This is a genomic window from Pseudomonas sp. ICMP 3272 (assembly GCF_001466905.1).
Taxonomy (GTDB): domain Bacteria; phylum Pseudomonadota; class Gammaproteobacteria; order Pseudomonadales; family Pseudomonadaceae; genus Aquipseudomonas; species Aquipseudomonas amygdali.
Window position 1 is genome coordinate 21,919 of sequence record NZ_LKEK01000040.1, and the last position, 24,700, is coordinate 46,618.

The following is a 24,700-nucleotide window of genomic DNA, read 5'->3' on the forward strand; positions in this document are numbered from 1 at the left end:
TCATGCAACTGATCTGGCTGCGTAGCGACCTGCGCGTTCACGATAATACTGCCCTGACCGCTGCCATGGAGCGCGGTCCGACGCTGGCGGTTTACCTGCTCAGCCCGGCGCAGTGGCGCAGCCACGACGACGCTGACTGCAAGGTGGATTTCTGGCTGCGCAATCTGGTCGAGCTGGAAAAGGCGCTGGGCGCGCTGAACGTACCGCTGTTGATTCGCGAAGCCGATACCTGGGATCAGGCACCTGAAGTGCTGTCGACACTGTGCACACAGTTCAAGGTCGAAGGCCTGCACCTCAATCAGGAATACGGCATCAACGAAACACGCCGTGATCAGGCGGTGCAAAAGGCGATGGAAAAAGCCGGTGTGCAGGTCACCAGCTACCTTGATCAGCTGTTGTTCAAGCCGGGTAGCATACTGACCAAGACCGGCAATTATTTTCAGGTGTTCACCCAGTTCAAGAAAGTCTGCTACAACCGGATGCACCAGGCCATGCCGCAGCCGGTGCGCACACCCAAGGCGCAGCAATCACTGTCGATCAAAAGCGATTCGATCCCTGATCAGGTCAAGGGCTTTGCCACGCCCTCGAAAGCATTACGTGACCTGTGGCCAGCAGGCGAGGCCGAAGCCAGACGGCGCATGGCGACCTTCGCCGACGCGCAAATCAGTTATTACAAGACCGAACGCGACTTTCCCGCCAAGCCCGGCACCAGCCAGCTGTCAGCGTATCTGGCGGCAGGGGTGATTTCGCCGCGCCAGTGCCTGCATGCGGCGCTGGGCAGCAACCAGGGGGAATTCGAAACCGGCGACGTTGGCACTGTGACCTGGATCAACGAGCTATTATGGCGAGAGTTTTATAAACACACGCTGGTCGGCTACCCTCGTGTATCACGTCATCGTGCCTTCCGCCCGGAAACCGAGGCGTTGAAGTGGCGCGATGCCCCCGAAGAACTGCTGGCGTGGCAAGAGGCGCGTACCGGACTGCCGATTATTGACGCAGCAATGCGCCAGTTGCTGGAAACCGGATGGATGCACAATCGGCTAAGGATGGTCGTTGCGATGTTCCTGACTAAGAACCTGTTGATCGACTGGCGCGAGGGCGAGCGCTTTTTCATGCGCCACCTGATCGACGGTGACTTGGCTGCCAACAACGGCGGCTGGCAGTGGAGCTCGTCCACAGGCACCGACTCGGCACCCTACTTCCGTATTTTCAATCCGCTGTCGCAGTCGGAACGCTTCGACCCCGAAGGTGTGTTCATCAAGCACTGGCTGCCAGAGCTGGCCGATTTGAACAAAAAGCAGATTCATGACCCCGCGTCCATCGGCGGCCCGTTTGGCGCTGCCGACTACCCGAAACCCATCGTCGACCTGAGCAAAAGCCGCGCCCGCGCCCTGGCAGCGTTCAAAGCGCTCCCGGCTCGACAGCCGGCCGCAGGAGTCGAACATGGCTGATTTCCTGCATCGCTTCGCTGAAGGTTTTGCCGCGCTGAACAAGGACAACCTTGATCAGGTCGCCGAGCTTTATAGCGACGACGTGTCGTTCAGCGACCCGATGCACGATATCCACGGCCTTGCCGCCATGCGCCGCTATTTCGGCGAGCTGTACGCCAACGTCCAGGACCTGCGCTTCGACTTCCATGCCTTCGACGAGGTTCGCCCCGGCGAGGGCTATCTGGTCTGGACCATGAGTTATTCGCATCCGCGTCTAGCCGCCGGCCGGACAATTCAGGTAGAAGGCTGTTCGCACCTGAAGTGGCACGACAAGGTTTATCGACACCGGGATTACTTCGATGCCGGTGCATTGCTCTACGAACATCTGCCCATCATGGGTCGAGTCATCCATTGGCTGAAGAAGAGGTTGGGATGAGCACTCCTGTTGCACGACGCATCTGGTTGACCGGAGCAAGCAGCGGCATTGGTCTGGCGCTGGCCAAAGAACTGCTCAACGCCGGACATCGGCTGGCGTTGACCGCCCGTACGCTTGAACCGCTGCAGAACCTGGCGACTGTTTACCCGACGCAGGTGCTGCTGGTGACAGGCGACATCACCGAGCCTGCGCAGGTCAAGGCCATGGCCGACCTGATCGCGCAGCAATGGGGAGCGTTGGACACCGCCATCTTCAACGCGGGGACCTGTGAATACATCGACGTGCGGCAGTTCGAAGCGGCGATGGTTGAGCGCGTGGTGCGCACCAACCTGCTGGCCAGCAGTTATTGCATCGAGCATGCACTGCCGCTGTTACGCAAGGGGCATCAGCCGCACTTGGTCGGCGTGGCCAGTGCGGTAACCTACCTGGCGCTACCTCGCGCAGAAGCCTATGGCGCGTCGAAGGCCGGCCTGCGTTATCTGTTTGAAGCGCTGCGTCTGGATCTGGCCAGCGAGAACATCGACGTGACAGTGGTAAGCCCCGGATTCGTCGACACGCCCCTGACGCAGAAAAATGATTTCCCCATGCCGATGCGCTGGCCTGTCGAGAAGGCCGCCAAACATATCGCCAGCAAACTGGGGCGCAACAAACGCCCACTGGATATCGCCTTCCCGACGCTGTTCATTTTCAGCATGCGCGCGCTGGCAATGCTCCCGGCACGCGCCAGACTTGCCCTCGGCAAACGCATGGCGCGGACCGAGTCGTCGAATAAGGATGCGCAATGAAAATCGCCGTCATTGGTAGCGGGATCGCTGGCCTGACCAGTGCCTACCTGCTCAACCGCGCGCATGAGGTGACAGTGTTTGAGTCCTCCGACTGGATCGGCGGGCACACTCATACGGTGGACGTGCAGGTCGAAGGCCGGGCTTACGCCATTGACACCGGTTTCATTGTCTTCAACGACTGGACCTACCCCAATTTCATTCGCTTGCTGAGCCAGCTGGGTGTTGGCTTCAAGCCCGCCGAAATGAGCTTTTCGGTGCACGACCCGCGCACCGGCGTGGAATACAACGGCAACAACCTCAACAGTCTGTTCGCACAGCGTAGCAACCTGCTGTCACCCAGGTTCTGGGGCATGCTGCGCGATATCCTGCGTTTCAATCGTCAATCGGTCGATGACCTGGAAAACCAGCGTATCGCGGCCGACACCACGTTGGGCGAGTATCTGAAGAGCGGCGGCTACGGGCAGCGCTTCATCGATCATTACATCGTGCCCATGGGCGCAGCCATCTGGTCGATGTCGCTGGCCGACATGCTCGGCTTTCCCCTGCAGTTCTTCGTGCGCTTTTTCAAGAACCACGGCCTGCTCTCGGTCACCCATCGGCCGCAATGGTGCGTGATCGAAGGTGGCTCCAGAAGTTATGTCGAACCGTTGACGGCGTCGTTCCGCGAGCGGATTCGTCTGTCATGCCCGGTCACACGGGTCGAGCGCGACAGTGACGGTGTGACGCTGCACAGCGCCATGGGCAGCGAACGCTTCGACAAAGTCGTGTTTGCCTGCCACAGCGATCAGGCCCTGGCCCTGCTGGCTGAGCCGTCAAGTGCCGAGCAGTCGGTGCTCGGCGCGCTGCGCTATGCCGAAAACGACGTGGTGCTGCACACCGATACACGACTGCTGCCCGAGCGCAAACTGGCATGGGCCAGCTGGAACTACCGGCTGGGCGGCAGCGAACAGCAATCGGCAGCCGTCACTTATGACATGAACATCCTGCAAGGGATCGACAGCGACACAACCTTCTGCGTCAGCCTCAACCAGACCGCCGCCATCGACCCGGCCAAAATCCTCGGCCGCTACCGTTACGCGCACCCGCAATACAGCCTTGGTGCAATCGCTGCGCAGGCGCGCTGGGAAGAAATCAATGGCGTCGACCACACCTGGTACTGCGGCGCGTACTGGGCCAACGGTTTTCACGAAGACGGCGTGGTCAGCGGCTTGCGTGTCGCCCAGGCGTTTGGTGAAACGCTTTGAACAGTGCGCTCTACAGTGGCTGGATCAGCCACCGGCGGTTTGCGCCGCGTGCCCATGAGTTCACCTATCGGATAGGCCTGCTCTATCTGGATCTGGATGAACAGGACAGCGTGCTGGGGCTTTCGCCGCTGGCTGGCAGCAAGCGTTTCGCGCCCTTCTCGTTCCGCGAACGTGACTACCTGCCAGCACTGACCGGGCAAGGCATGAGCCTGATAGAGGCGGTCCGCGAGCAGGTTGGCAAAGCGCTGGGCCGCATACCATCAGGTCGCGTCTGCCTGCTGACCCAGGCACGCAGCTGGGGCTTGTCGTTCAATCCGGTAAGCTTTTTCTACTGCCATGAGGCAGACGGCACACTGGCAGGCATTCTCTGTGAAGTCACCAACACACCGTGGGGCGAACGCTACAGCTATGTGCTGCCCGCGACAGGTGAAGGGCATCAGTATTTCGCAGTGGCCAAGGCCTTTCACGTTTCACCGTTTTTGCCGCGCGACCTTGAATACCGCATGAGTTTCAGCCAGCCCGCCGAGCGGATTGGTGTGCACATGGCTGACTGGCAAGGCGAGCTGAAAATGTTCGACGCCACGCTCAACCTGACCCGTCAGAACCTCAGCCGCCAGACGCTGCATCGTTACCTGATCACTTACCCGTGGATGACCGCCAAAACATGTTTGGCGATTTATTGGCAGGCGATGCGCCTGCTGGTCAAGCGCATCCCCATTTTTTCTCATCAGGCCGCCGACGGTGAGTACCGTGCTGCCGCCGCTCAAACCAAGGACTCACGCCATGAAAAGCAGTAGCAGTAGTTTTTCTGCCAATCTGGGCACCAATGGTCTGACGGCCAATATCCTGCGCCGAGGTGTGCTGCGACAACTCGCAGGCCTGCGCAATGGCCAGTTGGTGGTTATCGATTCGGGAGAGCGCCATGTGTTCGGCAAGACCGGCGCGTTGATTCAGGCGGAAATTCATATTCTCGATTCCGCAGCCTGGGGCATGGTTGCCAGCAACGGCTCCATCGGCGCTGGCGAGGCGTTTATTCACGGCTACTGGACCACTCCGGACCTGACAGCGGTAGTCCGGGTGTTTGTCAGCAATCTGGATGTGCTGGATGCAATGGAAGGCGGCGTGGCTCGCCTGACCCGCCCGTTCATTCACGCCCTGCACTGGCTCAATCGCAATACGCGCGAAGGCTCGCAGAAAAACATCGCCGCTCATTATGACCTGGGCAACACGCTGTTCGAGCAATTTCTCGACTCGACGATGATGTATTCCGCCGCACAGTTCCTCAGCGAAGATGACACGCTGGAACAGGCGCAGTTGAATAAACTGGAACGCATCTGTCAGAAGCTGGCCCTGAAACCTGAAGATCACCTGCTGGAAATCGGCACAGGCTGGGGCAGCATGGCTATCTATGCTGCGCAGCATTACGGCTGCCGGGTGACTACCACGACCCTGTCCAGAGAACAGTTCGCCTACACCGAACAACGCCTGATCAAACTGGGCCTGCAGGAACGCGTCACGCTGCTGCTGACCGACTACCGGGACCTGACCGGCGAATATGACAAGCTGGTGTCCATCGAGATGATCGAAGCGGTCGGCCATCGTTTTCTGCCGACGTACTTCAAGCAATGCGCGAACCTGCTCAAAAGCAACGGCATGATGCTGCTGCAGGCGATCACCATCCGCGAGCAGCGTTATGCTCAGGCCAAACGCAATGTGGACTTCATCCAGCGTTACATCTTCCCCGGTGGTGCCCTGCCCTCGGTGGCGAAAATGCTGGACATTGTCGGCAGCGATACCGACATGAACCTGCTGCACATGGAAGATTTCGGCCTGCACTACGCGCGCACGCTGCGCCTGTGGCACGACAACTTCAAACACGCCCACGGCAAACTGGCAGAACTGGGTTACGACGAACACTTCCTGCGTCTGTGGGAGTTCTACCTGTGCTACTGCGAAGGCGGCTTTCTGGAACGGACCATCGGTACGGCGCAGCTACTTCTGGCCAAGCCTGATGCCCTGCGCGAACCCTTGCTTGGGCGCTTCAATGCTTAAATCAATCGCCAACGCGCTGCTCTTTCAGGTCGGCTGGTTCGCCTGCGTATTGGGCGGTAACAGTTACTGGCTGCTGATTGCAGTCGGCGTGCTGGCGGTGCATTTTCTGTGGACCAGCTCATGGGCAGCGGAAGGCCGGCTGATCCTGACGGTTACATTGATCGGTATCGTGCTCGACAGCGCCTTGATGACACTCGGCGTTTTCGACTTTGGCAGCGGCGGCTACCTGCTGCCGCTGTGGCTGGCGTTATTGTGGGCGGTGCTGGGCACCACGCTCAATCATTGTCTGGCGTGGACCGCAAAGCCGCTATGGCGCGCCGCCGTGCTGGGCGCTATTGGCGGCCCGATGTCGTACTATGCCGGCTCACAACTGGCTCAGGTCCACCTTCCCCTCGGAGTGTGGCCTGGCATGCTGGTGCTGGGGCTGGTCTGGGCGGGTGTATTTCCCCTGCTGCAATGGCTGGCAGCACGCGCAGCCAGACAATCGGGAGAAACGCTCTGAACGCTACACTCATTCCGCTCGCAGACATTCAAAGCGAAACGGAAGTCACCTGCTCGACCTGCGCAGCCTGCTGTTGCCAGCTGGAGGTGATGCTCATCACCGACACGGGCGTGCCTGAGCGCTACATTGATACCGACGAGTGGGGTGGCGAGGTCATGTTGCGTCTGGACGACGGCTGGTGTGCGGCACTGGATCGCAACACCATGATGTGCACGATCTACGAGAAACGCCCGCTGATCTGCCGTGAGTTCGAAGCCGGAGCAGAAGACTGCCTGAACGAACGCAAAGGGATTGCGACGGCTTATCTGTAATAAATACTGCTGACTTGACGTTCATTATCGTTCCCACGCTCCGCGTGGTAATGCAGTTCGTGACGCTCCGCGTCACCCACCAGTTCTGCGACTTCAGGTGGATTGAGGTTCGACTCAGGTCACCTTTTCGCCCCTCGGCGAGTTACTTTGATGGGGCCAAAGTAACCAAAGCCTTTCGCTCCTGTTTCCGGCCCGACTTCGTCGGGTTCCTTCGCCCTGTCACTGATCCGGGGGCCGCCGCAACGGGCCATCCTTGGCCCGGTGCGGCTTGCTCGGCGTCCTGCCTCGCATCCCCCGGATCAGCGTCAGGACTCAGCCGTCACTAACGTCGCACTCTGCGTTGTCAGTGCCATCGCGATAAAAAAGCATTTTATGCGCAATGGCTTTGGGCAGGGCATTACGTTGTGCTGCAGCGAAGCGTTGGCACGAATGCCAGTCAAATCAGAACGGCATCTTGTAGTGCAGTGCGTAGCTTTCTATACCGTCGTTCGGCTCTTTGATGCCGGCGTTGGAATAGTGAGTCGCGCGGATGCCGACTTCATGCCCGCCCGCGAAGCGCAGACCGAAACCGATGCGGTCTTCGAAGTTGAAGGCAGAACCGAACTTGCGATCTTCAACCTGGGTGTTCGAGAACACCGAGACGCCGATACCGGCCTCTACGTAAGGCTTGACGTTGCCGTTGCCGAACTCGTAGACCAGAACCGGGGAGAACGACAGGCTGTGGTTATCCTTGTAGTCCTTGCCATCCCAGTAGGTGTAAGCGCCGTCCCAGTAACCGGTCAGACGGCCAATGTCACTTTGCAGCCAGGTTTTATCCCAATCAAACTGCACGCCCAGACGATAGGTCATGGTCGACTCACCGGTCTGCCCGACCGAAAACTCAACACCGTCGGCTTGCGCCATTGAAGCTTGCCCTGCCAAAGCGGCCGAAATCACGGCCAGGCAAAAGAGTCTCTTCATGAGAAACGTCCTAAATATATAAAATTGTATGAAAGTGTTGAAATTCATCAGCCGCTTTTATAGAAGCCAGCGAGGTGAGGTTAGTTCACCCGAAAAGCGCCTTTTTTCACGTTTTTTTTACAAACGGAAGCTTCTCACATTGCCAGGATTTTGCGACAAAAAAGGTAGGATTTTTCTGAAATTGTCCGGTATGTCACTAGACCAATACATAGTCTCTCGCGCGGTGCCAGTGGCAAGAAGGCTGGAACGCGACAAAAGACGCTGCAACTGACGCGCTACCGCAGCCCCGGTGTCGATCAGGGTGACCGACTCGGGAAGCATTTCCCGTAGCAAAGGCTTGAGAAACGGGTAGTGAGTACAGCCGAGAATGATGGTGTCACAGCGCGCTGCCAGCAGCGGCTCGACATAATGCTGCAGCAATTGACAGATTTGCGGACTGACCAGATCGCCGGTTTCGATCAGTTCGACCAGCCCTGGGCACGGCTGGGTGACCACACGTACATCGCTGGCAAAACGGTCCAGCAACGCCGCAAAGCGGGCGCTTTGTAGCGTTCCGGTAGTCGCCAGCACGCCGACAACGCCGCCGCGAGTGGCCTCGGCAGCAGGTTTGACAGCAGGCTCCATGCCCACAATCGGCCAGTCCGGGTAGCGTTGACGAATGTGCGCCACGCCCGCAGCCGTCGCCGTATTACATGCGACGACCAATGCCTTGGCACCCTGCTCGCGGAAGAACCCGGCAATTGTCAGGCACCGCTCGGTGATGAATTCAGGGGTCTTTTCGCCATACGGAATATGCCCGCAGTCTGCCAGATACAGCAGTGACTCGCTGGGCAGCAACTGGCGGATTTCATTGAGCACTGAAAGGCCACCGACCCCGGAATCGAAGATTGCGACAGGCGCATCGCTGGCGTAGCTCATCTGCATGTCAGGCATGTTCGTCCTGCCCGCTTGCTGCACTGCAAACGCTGCACGCCGGGTCGCGCTTGACTTTCAGTTCACGGAAACGGGTACTCAAGGCGTCAATCAATAACAGTCGCCCGACCATTGGCTCGCCAAAACCGGCCAGCAGCTTCAAGGCTTCCAGCGCTTGCAGGCTGCCAACCAGGCCAACCAGCGGGCCGATGACGCCGGCCTCGCTGCAGGTCAGTTCGGCTTCGCTGCCGTGACCGTACAGGCAGTGGTAACAAGGACTGTCGGCACGACGCGGGTCAAACACCGACAACTGCCCTTCAAGCCGAATGGCCGCACCGCTGACCAATGGTTTGCCAGCAGCGAAACAGGCGGCATTGACCGCTTCGCGGGTGGCGAAATTATCCGAGCAGTCCAGCACCAGATCGACAGCCTGTACCGCCGCCTCCAGTGAGTCGGTATCCAGCGCTGAGCGGTGAGCGACAAGAGTGATCTCGGGATTGATCGCCTTGAGCCGGGCCAGAGCCGAGTCTACCTTGGCCTGCCCGATGCTATGAGTGTCGTGGATAATCTGACGTTGCAGGTTGGTCAGGTCGACGTGATCAAAATCCGCCAGATGCAGTTCACCGACCCCTGCCGCGGCCAGATAAAGGGCCACCGGCGAACCAAGCCCGCCGACGCCGACGACAAGCGCACGACTTTGCTTGAGGCGCAGCTGGCCGTCGATATCAACATGTTGCAGCAGAATCTGGCGACTGTAGCGCAGCAGCTCCTGATCACTCAGCACGGCTTGCATCCGAACGTGATGCGCTCGTGTTCACCCAGATCACGGCGGGTCTGGATGCGCTCGAAACCATTACGAATCAACAGTTCGCGCACCGCTGGGCCTTGATCGTAGCCGTGCTCAAGCAGCAGCCAGCCATCGGCGCTGAGGTGCGCCGGCGCGTCGGCAATGATCGTGCGCAAATCGTCCAGCCCGTCGGAACCGGCAGTCAACGCACTGCTCGGCTCGAAACGCACGTCACCGGCCGACAGATGCGGATCAGCGTCGGCGATGTACGGCGGGTTACTGATGATCAGATCAAACTGCTGCCCTTCCAGAGCACTGAACCAGTGGCTGTTGAGCACTTGGGCGTTATCCAGTTGCAGACGCTGGCGGTTGCGTTCGGCCAGCGCCACCGCTTCAGGCACACGGTCGACCGCTGTGACTTTCCATTGTTGGCGATCGTTGGCCAGCGCCAGCGCAATCGCCCCAGTGCCGGTGCCCAGGTCAAGCACCTTGGCGGGCGCGAACGCAGGCACCAGTTCCAGCGCTGCCTCGACCAGCATTTCGGTCTCTGGCCGCGGGATCAAGGTATGCGGCGCTACTTCCAGATCAAGCTTCCAGAAACCTTGCTGACCGAGAATGTAAGCCACCGGTTCGCCCGTGCGTCGACGCTGCAAATAACCTGCAAAGGCCAGCGCAGCCTCGGTGCTGACGATGCGCTCAGGCCAGGTGTGCAGAAAGCTGCGCGGTTTGCCCAGCGCTGCCGCCAGCAGCAGCTCTATGTCGAGCCGCGCAGTCGGTGAATCGGGAAGCTCGGCGCTTCTTAACAAACTTGCGATGATGGTCATTTACTCACCCAGTGCCGCAAGTTGATCAGCCTGATATTCAGCGAGTAGCGGCTCTATCACTGCATCGACCCCGCCCGCCAGAACTTCATCCAGCGAATACAGAGTCAGGTTCACGCGGTGATCCGTCACTCGCCCTTGAGGGAAATTATACGTACGAATGCGCTCGGAACGATCACCCGACCCCACGAGCAGCTTGCGCTCGCTGGCGATGGCGTTGGCCGCCGCGCTGGTCTGCTGATCATTCAGTTTGGCAGACAGCCAGGACATCGCCCGGGCTCTGTTCTTGTGCTGCGAACGCTCTTCCTGGCACTCGACGACAATACCCGATGGCAAGTGGGTAATGCGGATCGCCGAATCGGTTTTGTTGACGTGCTGACCGCCGGCCCCTGAGGAGCGATAGGTGTCGACACGCAGGTCGGCAGGGTTGATCTCGATCGCCTGCTGCTCGTCAGGCTCCGGCAACACCGCCACCGTACAGGCAGAGGTATGAATACGGCCCTGGGATTCGGTCTCGGGCACGCGCTGCACACGGTGCGCGCCGGACTCGAATTTCAGCTTGCCATAGACGCTGTCACCCTCGACACGCGCGATGACTTCCTTGTAGCCGCCATGCTCGCCTTCGTTTTCGGACAGAATCTCGACCCGCCAGCCACGCCGCTCGGCGTAACGCGAGTACATGCGGAACAGGTCGCCGGAGAAGATCGCCGCTTCATCGCCGCCGGTGCCCGCGCGGATTTCCAGAAACACGTTACGACCGTCGTTCGGGTCCTTGGGCAACAGCATGCGCTGCAATTGCGCTTCCAGCTCGACCAGTTGCTGCTTGGTTTCGCGAACTTCCTCGACGGCCATTTCGCGCATGTCCGGGTCGCTGTCCTTGAGCAGCGCCTGCGCGCCCTCCAGATCACCCTGCACCCTGATCAGCTGTTGGTAGAGCGCAACGACCGGCTCCACTTCGGCGTACTCACGGGAATAGGCGCGAAAGCGTGTCTGATCGCTGATGACTTCGGCATCGCCGAGCAGCGCGGTCAGTTCCTCGAAACGGTCGCTGAGGACATCCAGCTTATTGAGCAGTGAAGCTTTCATTGCGGGGTTTTATCCGTCGAGCCCTCACCGAGGGCAAAAAGTTCCTGGGCCATGGCCAGCGCATCGACGCGACCTTCGGCAGACAGCTTCTTGAGCTGCACGCTGGGTGCGTGCAGCAATTTGTTGGTCAGGCCGCGTGCCAGCTGGATCAATACGTCCTCGGCATTACTGCCGTTGGCCAGCATACGTTGCGCCTTGCTCAGTTCTTCGTCACGCAGCCGTTCGCTTTGCTGACGATAGGCGCGCAACACATCGACCGCCGCCAGTTCGCGCAGCCGCGACATGAAGTCTTCGGCACCCACGCTGACCAGTTGCTCGGCAACCAGTGCGGCCCCCTGGCGACTCTTGAGATTTTCTGCCACCACTTCGTGCAGATCATCAACGCTGTAGAGGTAAACGTCGTCCAGTTCGCCGACTTCAGGCTCGATATCCCGCGGTACGGCAATATCGACCATGAAAATGGGTTTGTGTTTGCGCAGTTTCAGCGCACTTTCCACGGCCCCCTTGCCCAGGATCGGCAACTGGCTGGCGGTGGAACTGATCACGATATCGCTGTTGACCAGCTCGGCCGGGATATCCGACAGCAACACCGCATGGGCACCGAACTCGGCAGCCAGCATGCTGGCGCGCTCCAGCGTACGGTTGGCAACCACGATACGCTTGACGCCCAGATCATGCAGATGCCGGGCGACCAGCGTGATGGTCTCGCCCGCACCGATCAACAAGGCCTGACTGCGTTGCAGGTCACTGAAAATCTGTTTGGCCAGACTGACCGCGGCGAAGGCCACGGACACCGGGTTTTCACCAATTGCAGTGTCTGTACGCACCTGTTTGGCAGCGCTGAACGTGGCCTGAAACAGACGTCCCAGTAACGGCCCGACCGTTCCGGCCTCGCGCGCAACGGCATACGCAGACTTCATCTGGCCGAGAATCTGCGGCTCGCCGAGCACCAGGGAGTCGAGCCCCGAGGCGACACGCATCATGTGCCGCACGGCAGCATCGTCCTCATGGACGTAAGCGCTGGCGCGCAGTTCTTCCAGGCTGAGGTGATGGTAATTGGCGAGCCAGGCAAGAATGCTGTCCGCACCGAGATGCTCGTGCTCGATGTACAACTCGCTGCGATTACAGGTTGAAAGGATCGCAGCCTCGCGACTTTCGGTCAGGTGGCAAAGCTGCTGCAACGCCTCCACCAACTGTTCCGGGGTAAATGCCACGCGCTCGCGAACGTCGACCGAGGCGGTCTTATGATTGATACCGAGTGCAAGGAAGGCCATTCAGGGTCGCAGGTGGTGACATGAAGCCGGTAATTGTCCTACTTCAATAAGCTCAGAACAACCACCACATATTATTGTCCCACTACAATCGATCGTCACAGCCTGCGTTTTCAGGCTCGCGACACTGCAAACACACGCATTGCATCAGTTTTTCCGACGGCTGTGGGTTTTGCCAACAGCCTTGTGTCATGATGCTCCCACCGCAGGTAAGCCGCCCTTCTTATATATGAATAGATCCTCCGCGTTGTTCCTTGCTCTTGCCTTTCTAGGCGGCTGCCAGTCAATGGCCCCCGCCTCGTCACAGCCCGTGCCCGCTCAGAAAGACGCCCCTCCCGCGCCTGAAGCCAAGCCGAAGGTCTATGGTTCGTTCACTCAGGACACCCTGGTCAGCCTGTTGAGCGCGGAGCTGGCCGGCCAGCGCAACCGCTTCGACATCGCCCTGGATAACTACGTTACCCAGGCGATCAAGACTCAGGACCCGGGGGTCTCCGAACGCGCCTATCAGATCGCCGAATACATGGGCGCTGATCAGTCTGCACTGGAAACCGCGCTGATCTGGGCAAGAAACGCACCGACCGACCTTGAAGCGCAACGCGCCGCAGCCATTCAACTGGCGCGCGCGGGACGTTACGACGATTCTCTGGTGTACATGGAGAGAGTCCTGCAGGGTCAGGGCGACACGCACTTCGACTTTCTGGCCCTGTCTGCAGCCGAAACCGATCCGGACACCCGCAACGGTCTGCTCAAAAGTTTTGATCGGTTGCTGGGCAAATACCCGAACAACAGCCAGCTGATTTTCGGCAAGGCGCTGTTGCTTCAGCAGAATGGCGACGCCGAACAGTCGTTGAAGCTGCTGGAAGACAACCCGCCCAAAGAAGGTGAAATCGCGCCCATCCTGCTGCATGCCCGTTTGCTGCAAAGCATGAACCGGGGCAAGGAAGCGGTGCCCCTGCTTGAGAAAAGCATCAAGAAATACCCGGACGACAAACGCCTGCGCCTGACGTATGCGCGCATGCTCGTTGAGCAAAACCGTATGGAAGACGCCAAAGTGCAGTTTTCCGCTCTTTTGCAGCAATATCCGGACGATGACGAACTGCGCTTCTCGCTGGCTCTGGTGTGCCTTGAAGCCAAGGCCTGGGACGAAGCGGCTGGCTACCTGGAAGAACTGATCGCCCGTGGTGCACACGTCGATTCAGCGCATTTGAATCTGGGCCGCATCCACGAAGAGCGCGAGGACCCGCAAAGCGCGCTCAACGAATACGCTCAGGTCGGACCGGGCCCGGACTTCCTGGCGGCTCAATTGCGCCAGGCCGATATTCTGGTCAGCAATGGCAACGGCGCAGAAGCTGCCAAACGCCTGGCTGAAGCACGTGCCGAAGAGCCCGATTACGCCATTCAGCTCTACCTGATCGAAGCCGAAACCCTGACCAGCAATGATCAACTGGATCGCGGCTGGCAGGTGCTGAACACGGCGCTCAAGCAGTACCCGGACGACGCCAACCTGCTCTATACCCGCGCCATGCTGGCTGAAAAGCGCAATGATCTGGCGCAGATGGAAAAAGACTTGCGTAGCATCATCAAGCGCGAGCCGGAAAACGCCATGGCGCTGAATGCGCTGGGCTACACCCTTTCCGATCGCACCACGCGTTACGCCGAAGCCCGCGAACTGATCGAGAAAGCCCATCAGATCAGCCCCGACGATCCGGCGGTTCTCGACAGCCTTGGCTGGGTGAATTACCGCATGGGCAATCTGGACGACGCCGAACGCTACCTGCGTCAGGCGCTCGAACGCTTCCCCGACCACGAAGTAGCCGCACATCTGGGCGAAGTACTCTGGGCCAAAGGCGAACAGCGCGAAGCCCGGAAAGTATGGGCCAAGGCCCTGGAACAACAACCCGACAGCACCGTCCTGCGCAGCACACTGCGACGCTTGACCGGTTCAGAGACCCTTTGACGTTATGTTTTTGCGCCACGTAATCGTATTCAGCCTCATCGCCCTGCTCACCGGCTGTGCCGGTCTCACTTCCCGCGAAGCCGTTCAGGGCAAGGGCGACCCCGCGCAATGGCGCGAACACAAACAGCAACTGAGCAGCCTTGATGGCTGGCAGATCAACGGCAAGGTCGGTATTCGTGCGCCGAAGGACTCCGGCAGCGGCACCCTGTTCTGGCTGCAGCGCCAGGATTACTACGATATCCGCTTGTCCGGTCCGCTCGGCCGCGGCGCAGCACGACTGACCGGCAGGCCTGGCGCTGTCGCGCTTGAAGTCGCCAATCAGGGCCACTACGAAGCCACGACGCCGGAAACACTGCTTCAGGACCAACTGGGCTGGAAACTGCCGGTTTCCCACCTCGTATGGTGGGTGCGTGGCTTGCCGGCACCGGACAGCAAAAGTAGCGTGACACTCGACGGTGACAGCCGTCTGGCCAGCCTTGAACAGGACGGCTGGCAGGTGGAATACCTCAGTTATGTCGAACAGAATGGCTACTGGCTGCCCGAACGCGTCAAGCTGCACGGTCAGGACCTCGATGTCACGCTGGTCATCAAGGACTGGCAGCCTCGCAAACTGGGGCAATGACCATGACTGCATTACAGGATATGGCCAAGGCCCAGCTGGTTTTGCCTGCTCCGGCAAAGCTGAACCTGATGCTGCACATTCTGGGACGCCGTCCGGACGGCTACCATGAGTTGCAAACCCTGTTTCAGTTTCTCGATTACGGTGACGAACTGGGCTTTACCGTTCGCCAGGACGGCGAGATTCGCCTGCAGACCGATGTCCCCGGCGTCCCGCATGACAGCAACCTGATCGTCAAAGCCGCCCGCGCGCTGCAAAAACAGTCCGGTTGCACACTGGGCATGGATATCTGGCTGGAAAAACGCTTGCCCATGGGCGGCGGCATCGGCGGCGGCAGCTCGGATGCAGCCACCACACTGCTGGCGCTGAATCATTTATGGCAGCTTGGCTGGGATGAAGATCGTCTGGCGCAACTGGGCCTGACCCTGGGCGCCGATGTACCGGTTTTTGTCCGTGGACACGCCGCATTTGCTGAGGGTGTCGGGGAAATTCTCACCCCGGTTGACCCCGAAGAACCCTGGTATTTGGTGCTCGTTCCGCAAGTCGCTGTAAGTACAGCAGAAATTTTTTCAGATCCGTTGTTGACACGCGACACGCCTCCCATTAAAGTGCGCCCCGTTCCCAAGGGAAACAGTCGAAATGACTGTAAGGCGGTTGTAGAGAGGCGTTACTCAGAAGTACGTAACGCTTTGAATTTGTTAGGTAATTTTACCGAAGCAAAATTAACCGGAACTGGAAGTTGTGTGTTTGGGGCCTTCCCAAACAAAGCTGAAGCTGATAAAGTCTCGGCCCTTCTTACAGAGACCCTTACAGGGTTCGTAGCGAAAGGAAGTAACATCTCGATGTTGCATCGCAAGCTGCAAATTCTGTAACAGGAATTGAGTGCCAGGCACTCGATTGATTCAATACAGGGGCGTCGCCAAGCGGTAAGGCAGCAGGTTTTGATCCTGCCATGCGTTGGTTCGAATCCAGCCGCCCCTGCCATTTTCTATACTCATCCAGGTTACCCTCAGCCTCTAGGTACTGCGCGTGTCCAAGATGATGGTCTTTACGGGGAATGCCAACCCCGATCTCGCTCGGCGTGTAGTACGTCAGCTGCATATCCCACTGGGTGATGTCTCTGTCGGAAAATTTTCCGACGGTGAAATCAGCACTGAGATTAATGAAAACGTCCGCGGTAAAGACGTCTTCATCATTCAGCCGACCTGCGCACCAACGAACGATAACCTGATGGAACTGGTCGTGATGGCTGATGCCTTCCGCCGCTCCTCAGCGTCCCGAATCACTGCTGTGATTCCCTACTTTGGTTATGCCCGCCAGGATCGCCGTCCGCGCTCCGCACGTGTTGCCATCAGCGCGAAAGTTGTCGCTGACATGCTCACCGTGGTGGGAATCGACCGTGTTCTCACGGTTGATCTTCATGCTGACCAGATCCAGGGGTTCTTCGATATTCCGGTAGATAACATCTACGGCTCCCCCGTTCTGGTGGATGACATCGAAGACCAGCGCTTTGAAAACCTGATGATCGTTTCCCCGGATATCGGCGGCGTCGTGCGTGCGCGTGCTGTTGCGAAATCCCTGGGCGTCGATCTCGGTATCATCGACAAACGCCGTGAGAAAGCCAATCACTCTGAAGTGATGCATATCATCGGTGATGTCGAAGGGCGTACCTGCATTCTGGTCGATGACATGGTCGACACCGCCGGCACCCTGTGCCACGCGGCCAAGGCCCTGAAAGAGCATGGCGCAGCCAAGGTCTTCGCCTACTGCACACACCCTGTGCTGTCGGGTCGGGCGATCGAAAACATTGAAAATTCCGTGCTGGACGAACTGGTGGTGACCAACACCATCCCGTTGTCCGCAGCAGCACAAGCCTGCAGCCGTATCCGTCAACTGGATATTGCGCCGGTAGTCGCCGAAGCGGTTCGCCGCATCAGTAATGAAGAATCGATCAGCGCGATGTTCCGTTAACTGACATCACGCAGACGAAAAGCGCCCCGCCCTGACATCCTGTCAGGGCNCCCATACCGCCCGAGCGCTGGTCGCAAACGCAACGGCGGATGTGGTTAATTTGGAGATACAACATGAACGAATTTACCCTGAATGCAGAACAGCGTTCCGACCTGGGGAAAGGTGCGAGCCGCCGCCTGCGTCGTCTCGCCAGCCTGGTTCCAGCTGTAGTCTACGGTGGCGACAAAGCCCCTGAGTCCATCAGCATGCTGGCCAAGGAAGTTTCCAAACTGCTCGAAAACGATGCGGCCTACAGCCACATCATCGAGCTGAACATTGGTGGCAAGAAGCAAAACGTCATCATCAAGGCGCTGCAACGTCACCCGGCCAAAGGCCACGTGATGCACGCTGACTTCGTGCGCGTTATTGCCGGCCAGAAACTGACCGCAATCGTGCCGATCCACTTCCTGAACGAAGAAGCTCCAGTCAAGAAAGGCGGCGAGATCTCGCACACTACCACTGAACTGGAAGTGACCTGCCTGCCTAAAGACCTGCCTGAGTTCATCGAAGTTGATCTGGGCGCGCTGGAAGTGGGCGACAACGTTCACCTGTCCGAGCTGAAAGCACCTAAAGGCGTCGAGTTCGTTGCCTTGGCACACGGTACTGACCTGGCAATCGCCAACGTCCACGCACCGCGCATCGTCAAAGACGAAGCAGAAGAAGGTGAAGAAGGCGCAGCCGAGTAATTCATTACTTGGTAACGTCGGAGTTGCTCAGGAAACATCGCGAGCGATAGCAGGCAAAGCGGGCGAGATCGCTGAGTTTACATCATGGTAAATGAGCAGTTTTCGCCCACATTGCCGCTTTCGTCAGCGGTTTAACCCTCAACTCCAAAGGAAGAGCCCCTGTCGTGACCGCCATACAACTGATCGTTGGCCTGGGAAATCCAGGCGCTGAATACGAACAGACCCGGCATAACGCAGGGGCTTTTTTTGTTGAGCGTATTGCTGCGGCGCAGCGAGTCAATCTCGTTCCCGAGCGCAAATTCTTTGGCCTGACCGGGCGTTTTACGCATCAGGGTCAGGATGTTCGTCTGCTGATTCCCACCACCTACATGAACCGCAGCGGCCAGGCCGTCGCGGCACTCGCCGGTTTCTACCGTATTCCGGTTGAGTCGATTCTGGTGGCGCATGACGAACTGGACCTGCCTCCGGGCGTTGCCAAACTCAAAGTGGGCGGCGGCCATGGCGGTCATAACGGCCTGCGCGACATCATCGCGCAGCTCGGCAACCAGAACACATTTCATCGCTTGCGGCTTGGCATCGGCCACCCGGGCGATGCCAGCAAGGTATCCGGCTTTGTCCTGGGTCGTGCGCCACGCGCCGAACAGGAAAAACTGGACGCCAGTATCGACTTTGCCCTCGGCGTGCTGCCGGATATCTTCGCCGGTGAATGGAACCGGGCGATGAAAAACCTGCACAGCCAGAAGGCCTGACATCACTCGAGGGGAAACACCATGGGATTCAATTGCGGCATCGTCGGCCTGCCTAACGTCGGCAAGTCCACCCTGTTCAACGCCCTGACCAAATCTGGTATTGCGGCCGAGAACTTCCCCTTCTGCACCATTGAACCGAACAGCGGCATCGTGCCGATGCCTGACCCGCGCCTGGCGGCCCTGGCAGCCATCGTCAACCCGAAACGCATCCTCCCGACCACCATGGAGTTCGTCGACATCGCCGGTCTGGTGGCAGGTGCCTCGAAAGGCGAAGGCCTGGGCAACAAGTTCCTCGCCAACATCCGCGAGACCGACGCCATCGCTCACGTGGTGCGCTGCTTTGAAGACGAGAACGTGATTCACGTCTCCAACAGCGTCGACCCCAAGCGCGACATCGAGATCATTGATCTGGAACTGATCTTCGCTGACCTCGACAGCTGCGAGAAGCAACTGCAAAAGGTCACGCGCAATGCCAAGGGCGGTGACAAGGACGCAGTGGTCCAGAAAGGCCTGCTTGAACAACTGATCGCCCACTTCAGCGAAGGCAAGCCAGCACGCAGCCTGATGAAGAGCATGAGCAATGACGAGAAAGTCATCATTCGTGGCTTCCACCTGCTGACCACCAAGCCGGTCATGTACATCGCCAACGTTGCCGAAGACGGTTTCGAGAACAACCCCCTGCTGGACGTGGTCCGCGCCATCGCTGAAGAAGAAGGCGCAATGCTGGTGCCGGTCTGCAACAAGATCGAAGCCGAAATCGCCGAGCTGGATGACGGCGAAGAAAAAGACATGTTCCTCGAAGCTCTAGGCCTCGAAGAACCCGGCCTGAACCGCGTCATTCGCGCAGGCTACGAAATGCTCCACCTGCAGACCTACTTCACCGCAGGCGTCGAAGAAGTCCGCGCCTGGACCGTCCGCGTCGGTGCCACCGCACCACAGGCCGCAGGTGTCATCCACACCGACTTCGAAAAAGGCTTCATCCGTGCCGAAGTGGTGGCCTACGACGACTTCATCCAGTTCAAGGGCGAGTCAGGTGCCAAGGAAGCGGGTAAATGGCGTCTGGAAGGCAAAGAATATGTCGTCAAAGACGGTGACGTGATGCATTTCAGGTTTAACGTCTGATTTAAATACCTGGCTTCAGGCGCTTCTTAAGACATTGGGTAGTTGCTGAAACCTCGATAAAACCGCACCTTTGTGCGGTTTTATTGTTTCTGCGCACCTCGTTTGCACCGCTTTCAATTCAACGCATCATCTGGACGCCTGGATCTGCCGCACCGGAATCAGTCCCGTCTCCTGATAAGTAAGTATCAGCTCGTCGAACAAACCGATATCACAGCGTGTGCGGGCCATCAGTTGCGCACCGGCAACGGCGGTGTAGATGGAACGGGCGCGTCGCTCACAGCTGGCTGAATCGCCCAGTCCTGCGTCAATCAGGACATCGGTCAGCCAGGCCACGTTTGTATCTGCAAACGCCTTTACTTCAACCTTGACCTCTTCGGGCAGGTCTTCGTACTCAGCAGCCATGAAGCTGGCCATGCAAAGTCGGTTGGCATGCTCCAGCGATGTTCGAAATATTGAAGGATAGTGCTGCAGGCTACGGCTGGGATCTGGATCACGTAATGCGTCCAGCACAGCTGCGGTGTCCTGCCAATAGCGTCTCGCCACCGCAGCGCCGAGGTCTGCCTTGCTCGGGAAGTGGTAATAGATGCTGGCGTTCTTGATCCCTACCGCCTCGCCGATATTGCGGAAATTGATTCCGCTGTAGCCATGCACCTGAGCAGCCGCTTTCGCAGCCGCCAATATGGCCTCCCGCGCATTTTCACTCACGCTCGACTCCTCAACTTGTCTGATAGTTGCGAATTCTACTCACTGCGCGGCCACCTGCCAACTGACAGGTAGGGGATTGACAAGAAAGAGACAAAGGACCAGTCTTTACCTACCAACTGACAGGCAGGTATTTGATAATGACATTCGCAGACTCGCAACTCGATAACACCTCAGTCCCCCTCATGACCATTCATGACTGGTTTGATGGCCCCTACCCCGCTCGCGTAAGAATCGCGCTGGCAGAGAAAGGACTGCTTTCAAGGGTTGAATTCAAATCGGTCAATCTGTGGAAAGGCGAACACAAACAACCAGCGTTTCTGGCCATCAACTATTCCGGAACACTTCCAGTGCTGGAGCTGAATGACGGAACACTCATTGCAGAGTGCACGGCGATCACTCAATACCTGGACCTGGTGACCGGGAGCCCTGTGCTTACAGGTGAAACGGCTGTCGAGAAGGGCCTTATTCACATGATGACCAAGCGTGCCGAGATCGAGTTTCTCGATGCCGTAAGTACGTACTTTCATCACGCTACGCCGGGGCTTGGGCCACACGTCGAGCTTTATCAAAATCAGGAATGGGGTAGCCGCATGCGCGAAAAAGCCGTTCGTGGCATGCGCTATTTTGACAGCATCCTCAAAGATCGACCTTTTGTCGTCGGCGACGCATTCTCCATGGCTGATATCGCAGTGCTGGGCGGCATGATTTTCGCCTCGCTGGTCAAACTTCCAGTGCCAGACGAGTGCGAAGCATTACGTGAATGGCATACCAGGATGCAAGAAAGACCCAGCGTTCAGGAATGGCGAGCGATGGTTGAGCGTGGCGCACCGCAAAGCTGAGTCGGATGAAGTTGTGGTTACCGCCAGACAAAAAAACGCCCCGCAAGCGAGCTTGCGGGGCGTTTTGCCAAACGTGTAGCGGTGCCTGAGAAGCTTACTTCTTCAAACGCCCGTAGCGGTCTTCAAAGCGCACGATATCGTCTTCACCCAGGTACGAGCCCGACTGTACCTCGATGAGCTCCAACGGCACCTTGCCGGGGTTGGCCAGCGAGTGTTTGACGCCCAGCGGGATGTAGGTGGACTGATTCTCGGAGAGGATCAGTTCCTGATCGTCGCAAATCACCTTGGCAGTACCCGATACCACGATCCAGTGCTCGGCGCGGTGGTAATGCATCTGCAGCGACAGGCACTCGCCCGGCAGCACGCTGATGCGCTTGACCTGATAGCGCTCGCCCAGATCGATCGTGTCGTAATGACCCCACGGACGGTTGACCAACGGATGAGTGACAAACTCGGGGCGCTCTTCGGCTTGCAGACGTTTGACCACGTCCTTGACCTGCTGGCTGTTGTGCTTGTTGGCGACCAGGATTGCATCCTTGGTTTCGATGACGATCAGGTCCTCGACGCCGACGGTGGCTACCAGTCGATGGTGCGACTGTACCAGGCAATTGCGGGTATCGATCGCCATCACATCGCCTTCCAGGCGATTGCTGTTGGCATCATGCGGACCCACATCCCAGATAGCAGCCCAGCTACCCAAATCGTTCCAGCCAGCGTCCAGCGGTACGACCAGACCAACATCGGTGTGTTCCATGACCGCATAGTCCACGGACTCATCGGCGCACAGGGCAAACTTCTCTGCAGAGACGTGCAGAAAGTAGTTGTCGGCTTCGGAGTCTGCCAGCGCTACGCGACACGCAGAAAGTATGTCGGAGCGATGCTTTTTAAGCTCAGCCAGGAAAACTGAGGCACGGAACATGAACATGCCGCTGTTCCACAGGTAAGCGCCCGAGGAAAAATATTCGGCGGCCATCTCTGAGGAAGGCTTTTCCATAAAGGCTTCGATAGCGAAGCCACCCTGGGCAATGGATTCTCCGCACTGGATATAGCCAAAACCGGTTTCCGCGTGAGTGGGGGTGATCCCGAAAGTCACCAGACGGCCAGCCTCGGCGTGTACCTGAGCAACCTGAACCGCTTGTCGGAAAGCGTCTTCATCATGGATATGGTGATCAGCAGCAAGGACTAGAAGGATCGGGTCGGAGCCATCAGCAGTTGCTTCCAGCGCAGCGAGAGCAATCGCTGGAGCAGTGTTACGGGCAAGCGGTTCAAGAATAACGCGACGGCTGCCCATCTTCGCGACACGCAGTTGTTCGGCAACGATAAAACGATGGTTTTCATTGCTTACAACAACCGCAGGCGTATGCTCCAGGCCTTTGAGCCGGGCCAGCGTGCGCTGGAACATCGTTCCCTGATCCTGGCCATCTAGGGCAAGAAACTGCTTCGGGAAACTCTGCCGCGACAAAGGCCACAATCGCGAACCACTACCGCCAGCCAGAACTACAGGGGTGAACATAGACGCTCCAATCTTAGGCCACGAAGGCGTGACAAAGGCCGCATTATCCGGGTGCTCCGGCCGCTATGCAACAGGATGGCCATTACAATGTATCTACCATTCAGCAACTGTGTCGTTGCAATCGCTCACCATCCCGTGCGAGCCGAGCTGCCCCATGTTAGTCTTCGCGCCCGATTCCGTACCTGCCTCAGTATATCCCCTACAGGCATGCGTAAAGACGCTATCCGAGACACCATTGAGAAGTGATGCAATTGATTGACATTGAGAATGACAGAACATGGATATAGGCTTCAGCTGCACGGTCTGGGCCTACGGCGAGCGAGCCGGGCATCTGGACGGTATCGGTATTTATTCCAGAGCGCTCTGGCAAGGTCTTGACAGGTTGAGTCAGGCTAACGAAATCCACATCAAGCCTTACGCATTCGGCAGTCACCTGCCAGCGCTGGGCTGTGGTAAACCTGCACAGCTGGCCAGCGATTACCGCGTGCATGCTGTTCTTAGTGGCGTATTCAAACTGCCTCTGATCAACTCGGCAAGCATTGCCAAAGACGTACATCTGTTCCATGCCACCGACCACCACATCCCTCGGATCAAAGGCGTACCTGTCGTCGCCACGATTATGGATGTGATTCCGGTGCTGTACCCGGAATGGATCAAGCAAGACCTCAAGCGCCTGAAAAGCTGGCTGTTCACTACTAGCATTGAACGTGCCGATCACATCATAACCATCTCTGAGTACAGCAAGCAGGATATGGTTCGTCACTTGGGCATCGCACCAGAGCGCATCAGCGTCACGCCACTGGGCGTGGACCCTGTGTATTTCGAGCGCATCGACACTGCCGAGCGTGACAGAGTGCTGGCTACACACGGCCTCAAACCCGGCTTCTTTCTCGTGGTGGGCACCCTGCAACCCCGCAAGAACCTGCAACGCGTGCTTGAAGCCTTCCAGCAACTGCCCGCGCAGGTGCGCAAGGAACATCCGCTGGTGATTGTCGGTCGTGACGGCTGGAGCAACGAGGATCTGCTGCCGCAGCTTGAGGCCTTGCAGCAAAGGGGCGAAGGCCGCTGGCTGAGTTATCTGCCGCAGAAAGAAGTGTTGTCACTGCTGCAAAGTGCCGGGGCGCTGGTGTTTGCTTCGCTGTATGAAGGGTTTGGTCTGCCGGCTATCGAAGCGTTCGCTGCCCAGTGTCCACTGATCGCATCCAATAACTCTTCGCTGCCGGAAGTGACAGGCGATGCCGCTTGGGCTGTTGATCCGCACAACGCCGACAGCATCAGTGCCGCGATGCGCGACGTACTGGAACAGCCTGAAGAACGTGAGCGCAAGGTGCAGCTAGGGCTGGAGCGTGCGCGCCAGTTCAGTTGGGATGCATGTGCGCAAAAAACGTTGGATATTTATCGTATGGTCTTGGCTAATCGACGTTAGTCCCAGGGCGAGGGCCGAGTGGGGATGAAAGTTTCTTTTCAACGGAAACCCAGCAATTGGCTCGGCTGCTGAATTGTCTCTAGGTCATCGATGGCATTGACGATGACTTAATCAGGACCAGCTTGCCTATAATCACGATGAACGCGGACTGCTTTCAACGACCGTAAGTCAATTTATTGAACGGTCGACGGGCGCCGCCCTGAATGTTCTGGCAATCCAGCTAACGATCCAACCTTTCAATGACTCCACGTTGCGGGACCACGATCCTGGAGCGAGGCATCTCACAAACTGGCGTCTCTCCAGCTCATCAAAAATGCCATCGACTCGGGGTTACTCAAGCTTTCTACCTATCTGATAATTCATTTGTCGGGTAGCGAGGGCAATTATCGCCGCTATGCTGGTAATGCATCCTTGTTCTATTGCGGGCGGTGTGGAAACAGTAGAAACCCTCGATACAGGCATTCGCAAAACAGTACA

25 protein-coding genes and 1 tRNA gene are annotated in these 24,700 nt (G+C 58.2%); 18 read left to right on the plus strand and 8 right to left on the minus strand.

Annotated elements, in window-relative coordinates:
* Nucleotides 1-2 precede the first annotated feature (2 nt).
* Genes phrB through AO068_RS26130 form a run of 8 tightly spaced genes read left to right on the plus strand, consistent with a single transcriptional unit; the run spans nucleotide 3 to nucleotide 6,760 of the window.
* The gene (phrB, locus tag AO068_RS07190; RefSeq protein WP_058407986.1) at nucleotides 3-1,451 is read left to right on the plus strand and encodes a deoxyribodipyrimidine photo-lyase; all 1,449 of its coding nucleotides are present in this window, start codon (nucleotides 3-5) and stop codon (nucleotides 1,449-1,451) included.
* Nucleotides 1,444-1,866, plus strand: a complete 423-nt coding sequence (locus tag AO068_RS07195) for a nuclear transport factor 2 family protein (RefSeq protein ID WP_058402378.1) — start codon at nucleotides 1,444-1,446, stop codon at nucleotides 1,864-1,866. The genes phrB and AO068_RS07195 overlap by 8 nt, the downstream gene beginning before the upstream one ends.
* Nucleotides 1,863-2,651: an SDR family NAD(P)-dependent oxidoreductase gene (locus AO068_RS07200; protein ID WP_058407987.1), complete on the plus strand. Its 789-nt coding sequence runs from the start codon at nucleotides 1,863-1,865 to the stop codon at nucleotides 2,649-2,651. The genes AO068_RS07195 and AO068_RS07200 overlap by 4 nt, the downstream gene beginning before the upstream one ends.
* Entirely contained in the window at nucleotides 2,648-3,895 is a 1,248-nt protein-coding gene (locus AO068_RS07205; protein WP_058407988.1) for an NAD(P)/FAD-dependent oxidoreductase, read from the plus strand. Before AO068_RS07200 ends, AO068_RS07205 begins: the two co-directional genes overlap by 4 nt.
* Nucleotides 3,892-4,692, plus strand: a complete 801-nt coding sequence (locus tag AO068_RS07210; RefSeq protein ID WP_058402375.1) for a DUF1365 domain-containing protein — start codon at nucleotides 3,892-3,894, stop codon at nucleotides 4,690-4,692. The genes AO068_RS07205 and AO068_RS07210 overlap by 4 nt, the downstream gene beginning before the upstream one ends.
* On the plus strand, nucleotides 4,679-5,947 hold the full coding sequence (locus AO068_RS07215) for an SAM-dependent methyltransferase (RefSeq protein WP_058407989.1): 1,269 nt from the start codon (nucleotides 4,679-4,681) through the stop codon (nucleotides 5,945-5,947). The genes AO068_RS07210 and AO068_RS07215 overlap by 14 nt, the downstream gene beginning before the upstream one ends.
* A complete protein-coding gene (locus AO068_RS07220; protein ID WP_058407990.1) occupies nucleotides 5,940-6,449 on the plus strand; it encodes a DUF2878 domain-containing protein in 510 nt (169 codons plus the stop codon). The genes AO068_RS07215 and AO068_RS07220 overlap by 8 nt, the downstream gene beginning before the upstream one ends.
* On the plus strand, nucleotides 6,404-6,760 hold the full coding sequence (locus AO068_RS26130) for a YkgJ family cysteine cluster protein (RefSeq protein WP_058402372.1): 357 nt from the start codon (nucleotides 6,404-6,406) through the stop codon (nucleotides 6,758-6,760). The genes AO068_RS07220 and AO068_RS26130 overlap by 46 nt, the downstream gene beginning before the upstream one ends.
* Before the next feature lie 441 nt (nucleotides 6,761-7,201).
* Here AO068_RS26130 and AO068_RS07230 read toward each other — a convergent pair whose 3' ends face one another.
* From AO068_RS07230 to hemA, 6 genes are all read right to left on the minus strand, one after another.
* Nucleotides 7,202-7,720: an acyloxyacyl hydrolase gene (locus AO068_RS07230; RefSeq protein ID WP_019742552.1), complete on the minus strand. Its 519-nt coding sequence runs from the start codon at nucleotides 7,718-7,720 to the stop codon at nucleotides 7,202-7,204.
* A 117-nt stretch (nucleotides 7,721-7,837) separates the two neighbouring features.
* Entirely contained in the window at nucleotides 7,838-8,653 is an 816-nt protein-coding gene (gene murI / locus AO068_RS07235; RefSeq protein ID WP_058407991.1) for a glutamate racemase, read from the minus strand.
* The gene (locus AO068_RS07240; RefSeq protein WP_161936577.1) at nucleotides 8,646-9,416 is read right to left on the minus strand and encodes a molybdopterin-synthase adenylyltransferase MoeB; all 771 of its coding nucleotides are present in this window, start codon (nucleotides 9,414-9,416) and stop codon (nucleotides 8,646-8,648) included. The genes murI and AO068_RS07240 overlap by 8 nt, the downstream gene beginning before the upstream one ends.
* The gene (prmC, locus tag AO068_RS07245; protein ID WP_058407993.1) at nucleotides 9,410-10,243 is read right to left on the minus strand and encodes a peptide chain release factor N(5)-glutamine methyltransferase; all 834 of its coding nucleotides are present in this window, start codon (nucleotides 10,241-10,243) and stop codon (nucleotides 9,410-9,412) included. Before prmC ends, AO068_RS07240 begins: the two co-directional genes overlap by 7 nt.
* Nucleotides 10,244-11,326, minus strand: a complete 1,083-nt coding sequence (gene prfA / locus AO068_RS07250) for a peptide chain release factor 1 (RefSeq protein ID WP_002552150.1) — start codon at nucleotides 11,324-11,326, stop codon at nucleotides 10,244-10,246.
* Nucleotides 11,323-12,600, minus strand: a complete 1,278-nt coding sequence (hemA, locus tag AO068_RS07255) for a glutamyl-tRNA reductase (protein ID WP_058407994.1) — start codon at nucleotides 12,598-12,600, stop codon at nucleotides 11,323-11,325. Before hemA ends, prfA begins: the two co-directional genes overlap by 4 nt.
* Nucleotides 12,601-12,826: 226 nt before the next feature.
* Here hemA and AO068_RS07260 point away from each other — a divergent pair, with 226 nt between their 5' ends.
* The 8 genes from AO068_RS07260 (at nucleotide 12,827) to ychF (ending at nucleotide 19,740) form a co-directional block, all read left to right on the plus strand.
* Nucleotides 12,827-14,554 carry a tetratricopeptide repeat protein gene (locus AO068_RS07260; protein WP_080394948.1) on the plus strand — a complete coding sequence of 576 codons (1,728 nt, stop codon included), beginning with the start codon at nucleotides 12,827-12,829 and terminating at the stop codon, nucleotides 14,552-14,554.
* Between the two features lie 4 nt (nucleotides 14,555-14,558).
* Complete coding sequence (gene lolB / locus AO068_RS07265; RefSeq protein WP_058407996.1) at nucleotides 14,559-15,176, plus strand: lipoprotein insertase outer membrane protein LolB; 618 nt, start codon at nucleotides 14,559-14,561, stop codon at nucleotides 15,174-15,176.
* 20 nt (nucleotides 15,177-15,196) lie between these two features.
* The gene (gene ispE / locus AO068_RS07270; protein ID WP_058408043.1) at nucleotides 15,197-16,045 is read left to right on the plus strand and encodes a 4-(cytidine 5'-diphospho)-2-C-methyl-D-erythritol kinase; all 849 of its coding nucleotides are present in this window, start codon (nucleotides 15,197-15,199) and stop codon (nucleotides 16,043-16,045) included.
* 37 nt (nucleotides 16,046-16,082) lie between these two features.
* Nucleotides 16,083-16,157, plus strand: a tRNA-Gln gene (locus AO068_RS07275).
* Nucleotides 16,158-16,202: 45 nt separating this feature from the next.
* The gene (locus tag AO068_RS07280; RefSeq protein WP_002552145.1) at nucleotides 16,203-17,144 is read left to right on the plus strand and encodes a ribose-phosphate pyrophosphokinase; all 942 of its coding nucleotides are present in this window, start codon (nucleotides 16,203-16,205) and stop codon (nucleotides 17,142-17,144) included.
* A gap of 113 nt (nucleotides 17,145-17,257) precedes the next feature.
* The gene (locus AO068_RS07285) at nucleotides 17,258-17,869 is read left to right on the plus strand and encodes a 50S ribosomal protein L25/general stress protein Ctc (RefSeq protein ID WP_058400566.1); all 612 of its coding nucleotides are present in this window, start codon (nucleotides 17,258-17,260) and stop codon (nucleotides 17,867-17,869) included.
* A gap of 164 nt (nucleotides 17,870-18,033) precedes the next feature.
* Nucleotides 18,034-18,618, plus strand: a complete 585-nt coding sequence (gene pth, locus AO068_RS07290) for an aminoacyl-tRNA hydrolase (protein WP_003317127.1) — start codon at nucleotides 18,034-18,036, stop codon at nucleotides 18,616-18,618.
* Between the two features lie 21 nt (nucleotides 18,619-18,639).
* Nucleotides 18,640-19,740: a redox-regulated ATPase YchF gene (ychF, locus tag AO068_RS07295; protein ID WP_058400565.1), complete on the plus strand. Its 1,101-nt coding sequence runs from the start codon at nucleotides 18,640-18,642 to the stop codon at nucleotides 19,738-19,740.
* Nucleotides 19,741-19,866: 126 nt separating this feature from the next.
* On the opposite strand, the gene AO068_RS07300 is transcribed toward ychF, so the two are convergent.
* Nucleotides 19,867-20,445 (minus strand): TetR/AcrR family transcriptional regulator, encoded by a 579-nt coding sequence (locus AO068_RS07300; RefSeq protein WP_058407997.1) that lies wholly within the window; start codon nucleotides 20,443-20,445, stop codon nucleotides 19,867-19,869.
* A gap of 182 nt (nucleotides 20,446-20,627) precedes the next feature.
* Here AO068_RS07300 and AO068_RS07305 point away from each other — a divergent pair, with 182 nt between their 5' ends.
* Nucleotides 20,628-21,284 carry a glutathione S-transferase gene (locus AO068_RS07305; protein WP_177342358.1) on the plus strand — a complete coding sequence of 219 codons (657 nt, stop codon included), beginning with the start codon at nucleotides 20,628-20,630 and terminating at the stop codon, nucleotides 21,282-21,284.
* A 94-nt stretch (nucleotides 21,285-21,378) separates the two neighbouring features.
* Here the strand turns inward: AO068_RS07305 and AO068_RS07310 are convergent, their stop codons facing one another.
* Complete coding sequence (locus tag AO068_RS07310) at nucleotides 21,379-22,797, minus strand: mannose-1-phosphate guanylyltransferase/mannose-6-phosphate isomerase (protein ID WP_058407999.1); 1,419 nt, start codon at nucleotides 22,795-22,797, stop codon at nucleotides 21,379-21,381.
* A 277-nt stretch (nucleotides 22,798-23,074) separates the two neighbouring features.
* Between AO068_RS07310 and AO068_RS07315 the strand changes: the two genes are divergently transcribed.
* A complete protein-coding gene (locus AO068_RS07315) occupies nucleotides 23,075-24,223 on the plus strand; it encodes a glycosyltransferase family 4 protein (protein ID WP_058408000.1) in 1,149 nt (382 codons plus the stop codon).
* Nucleotides 24,224-24,700 lie beyond the last annotated feature (477 nt).

Coding starts and splice junctions, on each gene's coding strand:
- phrB (WP_058407986.1), top strand. CDS start 3: ATGCAACTGATCTGGCTGCGTAGCGACCTGCGCGTTCACGATAATACT.
- AO068_RS07195 (WP_058402378.1), top strand. CDS start 1,444: ATGGCTGATTTCCTGCATCGCTTCGCTGAAGGTTTTGCCGCGCTGAAC.
- AO068_RS07200 (WP_058407987.1), top strand. CDS start 1,863: ATGAGCACTCCTGTTGCACGACGCATCTGGTTGACCGGAGCAAGCAGC.
- AO068_RS07205 (WP_058407988.1), top strand. CDS start 2,648: ATGAAAATCGCCGTCATTGGTAGCGGGATCGCTGGCCTGACCAGTGCC.
- AO068_RS07215 (WP_058407989.1), top strand. CDS start 4,679: ATGAAAAGCAGTAGCAGTAGTTTTTCTGCCAATCTGGGCACCAATGGT.
- AO068_RS07220 (WP_058407990.1), top strand. CDS start 5,940: ATGCTTAAATCAATCGCCAACGCGCTGCTCTTTCAGGTCGGCTGGTTC.
- AO068_RS26130 (WP_058402372.1), top strand. CDS start 6,404: ATGGCTGGCAGCACGCGCAGCCAGACAATCGGGAGAAACGCTCTGAAC.
- AO068_RS07230 (WP_019742552.1), bottom strand. CDS start 7,720: ATGAAGAGACTCTTTTGCCTGGCCGTGATTTCGGCCGCTTTGGCAGGG.
- murI (WP_058407991.1), bottom strand. CDS start 8,653: ATGCCTGACATGCAGATGAGCTACGCCAGCGATGCGCCTGTCGCAATC.
- prmC (WP_058407993.1), bottom strand. CDS start 10,243: ATGACCATCATCGCAAGTTTGTTAAGAAGCGCCGAGCTTCCCGATTCA.
- prfA (WP_002552150.1), bottom strand. CDS start 11,326: ATGAAAGCTTCACTGCTCAATAAGCTGGATGTCCTCAGCGACCGTTTC.
- hemA (WP_058407994.1), bottom strand. CDS start 12,600: ATGGCCTTCCTTGCACTCGGTATCAATCATAAGACCGCCTCGGTCGAC.
- AO068_RS07260 (WP_080394948.1), top strand. CDS start 12,827: ATGAATAGATCCTCCGCGTTGTTCCTTGCTCTTGCCTTTCTAGGCGGC.
- lolB (WP_058407996.1), top strand. CDS start 14,559: ATGTTTTTGCGCCACGTAATCGTATTCAGCCTCATCGCCCTGCTCACC.
- ispE (WP_058408043.1), top strand. CDS start 15,197: ATGGCCAAGGCCCAGCTGGTTTTGCCTGCTCCGGCAAAGCTGAACCTG.
- AO068_RS07285 (WP_058400566.1), top strand. CDS start 17,258: ATGAACGAATTTACCCTGAATGCAGAACAGCGTTCCGACCTGGGGAAA.
- ychF (WP_058400565.1), top strand. CDS start 18,640: ATGGGATTCAATTGCGGCATCGTCGGCCTGCCTAACGTCGGCAAGTCC.
- AO068_RS07305 (WP_177342358.1), top strand. CDS start 20,628: ATGACCATTCATGACTGGTTTGATGGCCCCTACCCCGCTCGCGTAAGA.
- AO068_RS07310 (WP_058407999.1), bottom strand. CDS start 22,797: ATGTTCACCCCTGTAGTTCTGGCTGGCGGTAGTGGTTCGCGATTGTGG.
- AO068_RS07315 (WP_058408000.1), top strand. CDS start 23,075: ATGGATATAGGCTTCAGCTGCACGGTCTGGGCCTACGGCGAGCGAGCC.